Consider the following 6,190-nt stretch of genomic DNA (forward strand, 5'->3'; position numbering starts at 1 on the left):
AGCGAACCGGAAGGGGGCGCGAATGAAGCGGCTGTTACCGGGATTTGCGGTCGTCGGGGCCATGCTGACGTTCCTGCCCAGTCCCGTCGCATCGGCCGCGAGCAACGAGGCCACCAGCCTGTTCCCGCTGGACGGGCCCAACCAGCTCGAGACGCACGCCTTCCTCAACTGCATCAGGGCCGACGGCCACTGCGACTTCACCGTCGGCGCGGATACGCGCACGCCCGACGGCGTGACCGGGTTCCCGCCGGGCCTGTGGGCCCGCCAGACCACCGAGGTTCGGTCACCGAACCGGCTGGCCTACCTGGACACCCACGCCAACGGCCAGTTCGAAAGGGTCCACAAGGCGATGGGCTCCGACGAGATCACCACCGTCTACTTCGGAGAAGGACCCCCGGACAAGTACCAGACGTCCGGCCGCATCGACTCCGCCGATTGGCAGACGGGCCAGTCCAAGACCGACATCAGCGTGATCCTCTGCACGCACATCCAGGTGGTGTACGGCGGGGTCAACATCACCTCGCCCAGCACCTGCGCGCAGACAACGTTTTCTTAATCGCGGTTTCGCGAGCCGGTAAATCCGCAGACAAAGTGCGAGTGAGGGCCTGCAGAATTACAGGCTCGACGAAACCTACCGAGGCAGGCCGAGCAGGCGCTCCGCGGCAACGGTGAGGAGGATCTGCTCGGTTCCGCCGGCGATGGTGAGGCAGCGGGTGTTGAGAAAGTCGAAGACCGCTTGGTTGCGCACCAGGCCGCCGCCCTCCGCGACGTCCATCGCGTATTCGGCCAACGCCTGCCGGTAGCGGACGCCGATGAGCTTGCGCACGCTGGACTGCGCGCCCGGGTCCTGGCCGCCGACGGCGAGCTGGGCGATGCGCTGGTCGAGCAGCGCGCCCGTCTGGGCGGTAACGATCAACCGTCCCAGCCGGTCTTGCTGAGACGCGTCCAGGTCGATCTCCGCCAGCACCTTGAGCAGTTCCTCCATCGGGTTGCCCAGCGCTGTCCCGGAGGCCATGGCGATCCGCTCGTTGGCCAGGGTGGTGCGGGCCAGCCGCCAGCCGTCGTTCACCGCGCCGACCACCATCTCGTCGGGGACGAACACGTTATCCAGGAAGACCTCGTTGAACAGCGAGTCGCCGGTGATCTCGCGCAGCGGCCGGATCTCAAGGCCCGGCGATTTCATGTCGACCAGGAAGTAGGTGATGCCCTTGTGCTTCGGGGCGTCCGGATCGGTGCGCGCCAGGCACACGCCCCACCGAGCCTTGTGCGCGGCGGACGTCCACACCTTCTGCCCGGTGAGCAGCCAGCCGCCCTCGCCCCGCACCGCTTTGGTGCGCAGCGACGCCAGGTCGGAGCCGGCCCCCGGCTCGGAAAACAGTTGGCACCAAAGGAATTCGCCGCGCAGGGTGGCGGGCACGAAGCGCTCGACCTGTTCGGGCGTGCCGTGCTCGAGGATGGTCGGCGCCGCCCACCAGCCGATCACCAGGTCGGGGCGCACCACGCCGGCCGCGGCCATCTCCTGGTCGATCAACAGTTGCTCGGCCGGGGACGCGCCGCGCCCGTACGGCGGCGGCCAGTGTGGCGCCTGAAGGCCGGCCTCGGCCAACGCCACCTGTCGCTTTTCTTCGGGCAGCGCGGCGACCTCGGCGACGGCCGCCGCGATCTCGGGTCGCAGCCCCTCGACCTCGGAGAGATCGATGCCCAGGCGGCGTCGCACCCCCGCCTGGGTCAGCTCGGTGATGCGGCGCAACCAACGCTCGGCGCCACCCAAGAACCGCCCGATGGCATGCGCCCGGCGCAGGTACAGATGCGCGTCGTGCTCCCAGGTGCAGCCGATGCCGCCGAGCACCTGAATGCAGTCCTTCACGTTGGCCTTCGCGGCGGCGATGCCCGTGCTGGCGGCCAGGGCCGCGGCGATCGAGAACTGGGCCGGATCGGCCTCGGCCGCGGCCCGGGCGGCGTCGGCGGCCACCACCTCGGCCTGCTCGGCGCGACACAGCATCTCCGCGCACAGGTGCTTGACGGCCTGGAAGCTGCCGATCGGCTTGCCGAACTGCTCGCGCACCTTGGCGTAGGCGACCGCGGTGTCGAGCGACCACCGGGTGATGCCGGCGGCCTCGGCCGCCAGGACGGTCGCGGCCAGCTCCTCGACCCGCTGCGCCGAACCCCCGACGACCGTGACCGGCGCCGACGTCAGCACCACCCGGGCCAGCGGGCGGGAGAAGTCGGTCGCCGGCAGCGGTTCGAGCTCCACGCCGTCGCCGCCGGTGTCGACGAGCAGCCACTTTCCGTCGGCGGGCAGGATCACGACGGCGCCCTCCGCGGCGCCGAGCGCCCACGGCATTGTGCCGGACGCGCGCGACGTCTGGGCGTCGAACCGCACCTCGCCTTCCAGCGCCAACCCGGCGAAGCGTTCCCCGGCGGCCAGGGCGGCCAGCAATTCGGGCTCCTCGACAACGAGGGTGGCCAGGGCGGTAGTGGCAACCGGCCCGGCGACCAGCGCCTTGGCCGCTTCCTCGACCATCGCGCACAGATCCTCGATGCTGCCGCCCGCCCCGCCGCGGTCCTCCGGGATCGCGACCCCGAACAGCCCCAGGTCGGCCAGGCTCGCGAAGACCGGCCGCCACGCGTCGGGGTTGCCCTGCTCGACCTTGCGTACGGCCTCACTCGAACACGAGCTTCGCGCCCAGTCGCGCACCAGCGCACGCGCGGCGAACTGTTCGTCGGTGACGGTCGCTACCACCCTCTGGTCCTCCGCGTGCTTGGTTTGGGATGACGGGCACTCTCACGACTTGAAAGCCCACTAGAACGTGTTCTAATAGTGCCAGCGATCGAGCGTCAAGTCGAACGCCATTACAGCAGTACACGTGAGTTGTCCCTGCTGCGGGGAGGTGGGAAATTTACGCCCAGCATGCGTATCGTTTGCGAACGAGCCACCTCGAGAAGGAGCACGCCCTCAAATGTCGTCAGCCAACCCGAACGCGGCCGACGTGCCTGACTCGCAGCCACGCGAGGTCATGAACGTGGCGGTCCTCGCCGAGTCCGAGCTCGGCTCGGAGGCGCAACGGGAACGCCGCAAGCGCATCCTGGACGCCACCATGGCCATCGCGTCCAAGGGCGGCTACGAGGCGGTCCAGATGCGCGCCGTGGCCGACCGGGCCGACGTGGCGGTGGGCACGCTGTACCGGTATTTCCCGTCGAAGGTGCACTTGCTGGTGTCGGCGTTGGGCCGGGAGTTCAGCCGCATCGACGCGAAAACCGACCGCTCTGCCGTCGCCGGGGGCACCCCGTTTCAGCGGCTGAACTTCATGGTCGGCAAGCTGAACCGCGCGATGCAGCGCAACCCGCTGCTTACCGAGGCCATGACGCGCGCCTACGTGTTCGCCGACGCCTCCGCGGCCAGCGAGGTCGACCAGGTCGAGAAGCTCATCGACAGCATGTTCGCGCGGGCGATGTCCGACGGTGAACCGACCGAGGACCAGTACCACATCGCCCGGGTGATCTCGGACGTGTGGCTGTCCAACCTGCTCGCGTGGCTCACCCGTCGCGCCTCGGCAACCGATGTCAGCAAACGGCTGGACCTCGCCGTACGGTTACTACTGGGCGAACACCAGGCCAGCTAGGCCGGCGGCCCGGCGGTGCGGCCCCGGATCAACTCGGTGTCCAGCAGTTCGACGACCGGCAAGCCCGTGCGTGGCGGCGTCATCAGCAGTTCGCCCGCCCGATGGCCCTTCTGCAGGCTGGGCTGCGCCACGGTGGTCAAGCCGCGCCCGATCGCCTCGGGCACGCCGTCGAACCCGGTGACACTCATCTGGCCGGGCACGTAAATGCCATGGGCCCGAAGGTAATCCATCGCCGACAGCGCCAGTATGTCAGCGGTACACATCAGCGCCGTGATCCGCGGGTTGGCCTCCAGCGCCGCCTTGGCGGCGGCGCCACCCGATTCGGGTAGGTGCTCGTAGCTTTCCACGACGGTCAGCGACTCCGGGTCGACGCCGGCGGCGGTCATCGCCTCCCACACGCCGACGATGCGTTCGCGTTGCACGTCGAAGGCCGGTGAACGCAACCGGTCGACGTCCACCAGGCCCTGCCGCCGCTCCCGGCCCAGCCGCATGGTCAGCAAACCGATCTCGCGGTGCCCGAGCCCGAGCACGTAATCGGCCAGCTCGCGCATGGCCGCCCGGTCGTCGATGCCCACCCGGGACACTCCCGCCAGGCCTTTGGGCTGGTCGACCACCACGACGGGCACGCGCCGCTGCAGCACCACCTCCAGGTAGGGGTCGTCGTTGCAGGCCGAATACACCACGAAGCCGTCAACCCCGGCCCCCAGCACTGCGGCCGTGCCGTCCTCGAGGCTGCGGCTCGCGCCGACGGCGACCAGCAGCAGGCCCTGACCGAGTTCCTCGCACGACTGCGCGACCCCCGCGACGAAATCCCGCGCCGCCGGGTCGGAGAAGAAATAGGTCAACGGTTCGGCCATCACCAGGCCCACCGCGCCGGCCTTGCGGGTCCGCAATGATCGCGCCACCGGGTCGGGTCCCGCATAACCCAGCCGCTTGGCCGTCGCGAGGACCCGTTCACGTAGGTCGGCGGACAGCTGATCCGGCCGGTTGAAGGCGTTCGAGATCGTCGTGCGCGAAACCTTCAGTTCGTCGGCCAAAGACGCCAGAGTCGCACGCCGACGCGGAGTGGGACTCACGCTCGGTGACGCTACAGCGGTTCGCTGTCGGCGCACACGAGGCGGCGCTGCGCCACTTTCTAATGGAAACGATTTTCACCTGTTTGTTGGCTCCTCGGGCGACGCCGCGAGGTTCCCGCCTGACGCCCCCCATAAGCTGGGCGGGTGGCCGCTATCGACCTCAACGCCGACCTGGGCGAGGGCTTTGGCGTCTGGCGCCTGGGGGACGACGACGCCATGCTCGGGATCGTCAGCAGCGCCAACGTGGCTTGCGGATTCCATGCCGGGGACCCCGCCGGACTGTTGCGGGTCTGCCGGTCGGCCGCCGAGCGCGGCGTGCGCATCGGCGCTCAGGTGAGCTACCGCGACCTGGCCGGGTTCGGCAGACGCTTCATCGACGTCGCCCCCGACGACCTGGTCGCCGACGTGGTGTATCAGATCGGCGCGTTGCAGGCGATCGCGCGGGCGTCCGGCTCGGCGGTGTCCTACGTCAAACCCCATGGCGCGCTGTACAACACGATCGTGACCAACCGAGAACAAGCGGCGGCGGTCGCGGCGGCGGTGCACCTGGTGGACCCGGCGCTGCCGGTGCTCGGCATGGCAGGTTCGGCGTTTTTCGAGGAGGCCGACCGGCTTGGCCTACGCACGGTGGCCGAGGCATTCGCGGACCGCGCCTACCGACAAGACGGCCAATTGGTCTCGCGTCGCGAACCCGGCGCGGTGCTGCACGATCCGGCGGCGATCGCCGAGCGCGTGCTGGCCATGGTGACCTCGGGGCGGGTCACCGCGGCCGACGGTACCCAGATCAGCATCAGCGTGAAATCGGTTTGCGTGCATGGTGATTCGCCCGGCGCGGTGCAGATCGCGACCGTGGTGCGCGATCGGCTGGAGGCGGCCGGCGCCGAGATCGGGGCGTTCTGCTGATGCGGGTCAAGCTCGGCCGGCCCGACCTGGCGCGGTACGCGGACCGGTTCGACGTGCCGATGGCGGGACCCGACGCGCCGCTTTCGGCGACCTGGATGGGTGTGGCGACGCTGCTACTCGACGACGGGTCGTCGGCGCTGCTGACCGACGGCTACTTTTCGCGCCCCAGCCTGGCGCGGGTGGCCGCCGGCAAGGTGTCGCCGTCACCAGCGCGCGTGGACGGCTGCCTGGCCCGCGCCAAGGTCTCCCGGCTAGAGGCCGTGATCCCGGTGCACACCCACGTCGACCACGTGCTGGACTCCGCGCTGGTCGCCGACCGCACCGGTGGGGTCAGCGGCTCGTCGATCGTCCCGGGAAACCGGTCCGGTGGGCAGTGATGGGACTGCACCAGCGTTACGTCGAAGGCGCCCAGGCGAATCGGCTCACCCGGCGTCGCGACGACGATGCGGTCCCCGGGCAGCCCGTATCCGCGGCCGACGTTGGCGGCCGACTCGCCGCCGACCAGCCGCGCGCCGGTGCGGTCGGCGACCAGCGCGGAGTCCAGCACGTGGTCGACGTGGGTGTTCACCGGGATCACGGCCCATAACC

General features: G+C 69.8%; 5 protein-coding genes and 1 pseudogene. 4 read left to right on the forward strand and 2 right to left on the reverse strand.

The genetic code is table 11. The features are described 5' to 3' along the window. The first annotated feature begins 22 nt into the window (after window positions 1-22). The gene (locus A5706_RS04635; RefSeq protein ID WP_068127514.1) at window positions 23-556 is read left to right on the forward strand and encodes a hypothetical protein; all 534 of its coding nucleotides are present in this window, start codon (window positions 23-25) and stop codon (window positions 554-556) included. A 75-nt stretch (window positions 557-631) separates the two neighbouring features. Here A5706_RS04635 and A5706_RS04640 read toward each other — a convergent pair whose 3' ends face one another. Next, entirely contained in the window at window positions 632-2,743 is a 2,112-nt protein-coding gene (locus tag A5706_RS04640; RefSeq protein ID WP_068127515.1) for an acyl-CoA dehydrogenase, read from the reverse strand. Window positions 2,744-3,023: 280 nt separating this feature from the next. Here A5706_RS04640 and kstR point away from each other — a divergent pair, with 280 nt between their 5' ends. Beyond that, entirely contained in the window at window positions 3,024-3,623 is a 600-nt protein-coding gene (kstR, locus tag A5706_RS04645) for a cholesterol catabolism transcriptional regulator KstR (protein ID WP_197517744.1), read from the forward strand. Here kstR and A5706_RS04650 read toward each other — a convergent pair. Then, the gene (locus A5706_RS04650; protein WP_068127519.1) at window positions 3,620-4,699 is read right to left on the reverse strand and encodes a LacI family DNA-binding transcriptional regulator; all 1,080 of its coding nucleotides are present in this window, start codon (window positions 4,697-4,699) and stop codon (window positions 3,620-3,622) included. The two genes, kstR and A5706_RS04650, sit on opposite strands and share 4 nt — an antisense overlap. A 144-nt stretch (window positions 4,700-4,843) precedes the next feature. Here A5706_RS04650 and A5706_RS04655 point away from each other — a divergent pair, with 144 nt between their 5' ends. Both A5706_RS04655 and A5706_RS04660 read left to right on the forward strand, forming a co-directional pair. After that, the gene (locus tag A5706_RS04655; RefSeq protein WP_068127521.1) at window positions 4,844-5,602 is read left to right on the forward strand and encodes a LamB/YcsF family protein; all 759 of its coding nucleotides are present in this window, start codon (window positions 4,844-4,846) and stop codon (window positions 5,600-5,602) included. Continuing rightward, window positions 5,602-5,973, forward strand: a pseudogene (locus tag A5706_RS04660) (MBL fold metallo-hydrolase); the annotation flags it as partial. The gene A5706_RS04655 and the pseudogene A5706_RS04660, both read left to right, overlap by 1 nt. Between the last annotated feature and the right edge of the window lie 217 nt (window positions 5,974-6,190).

The organism is Mycobacterium sp. E796 (assembly GCF_001672815.1).
Taxonomy (GTDB): Bacteria; Actinomycetota; Actinomycetes; order Mycobacteriales; family Mycobacteriaceae; genus Mycobacterium.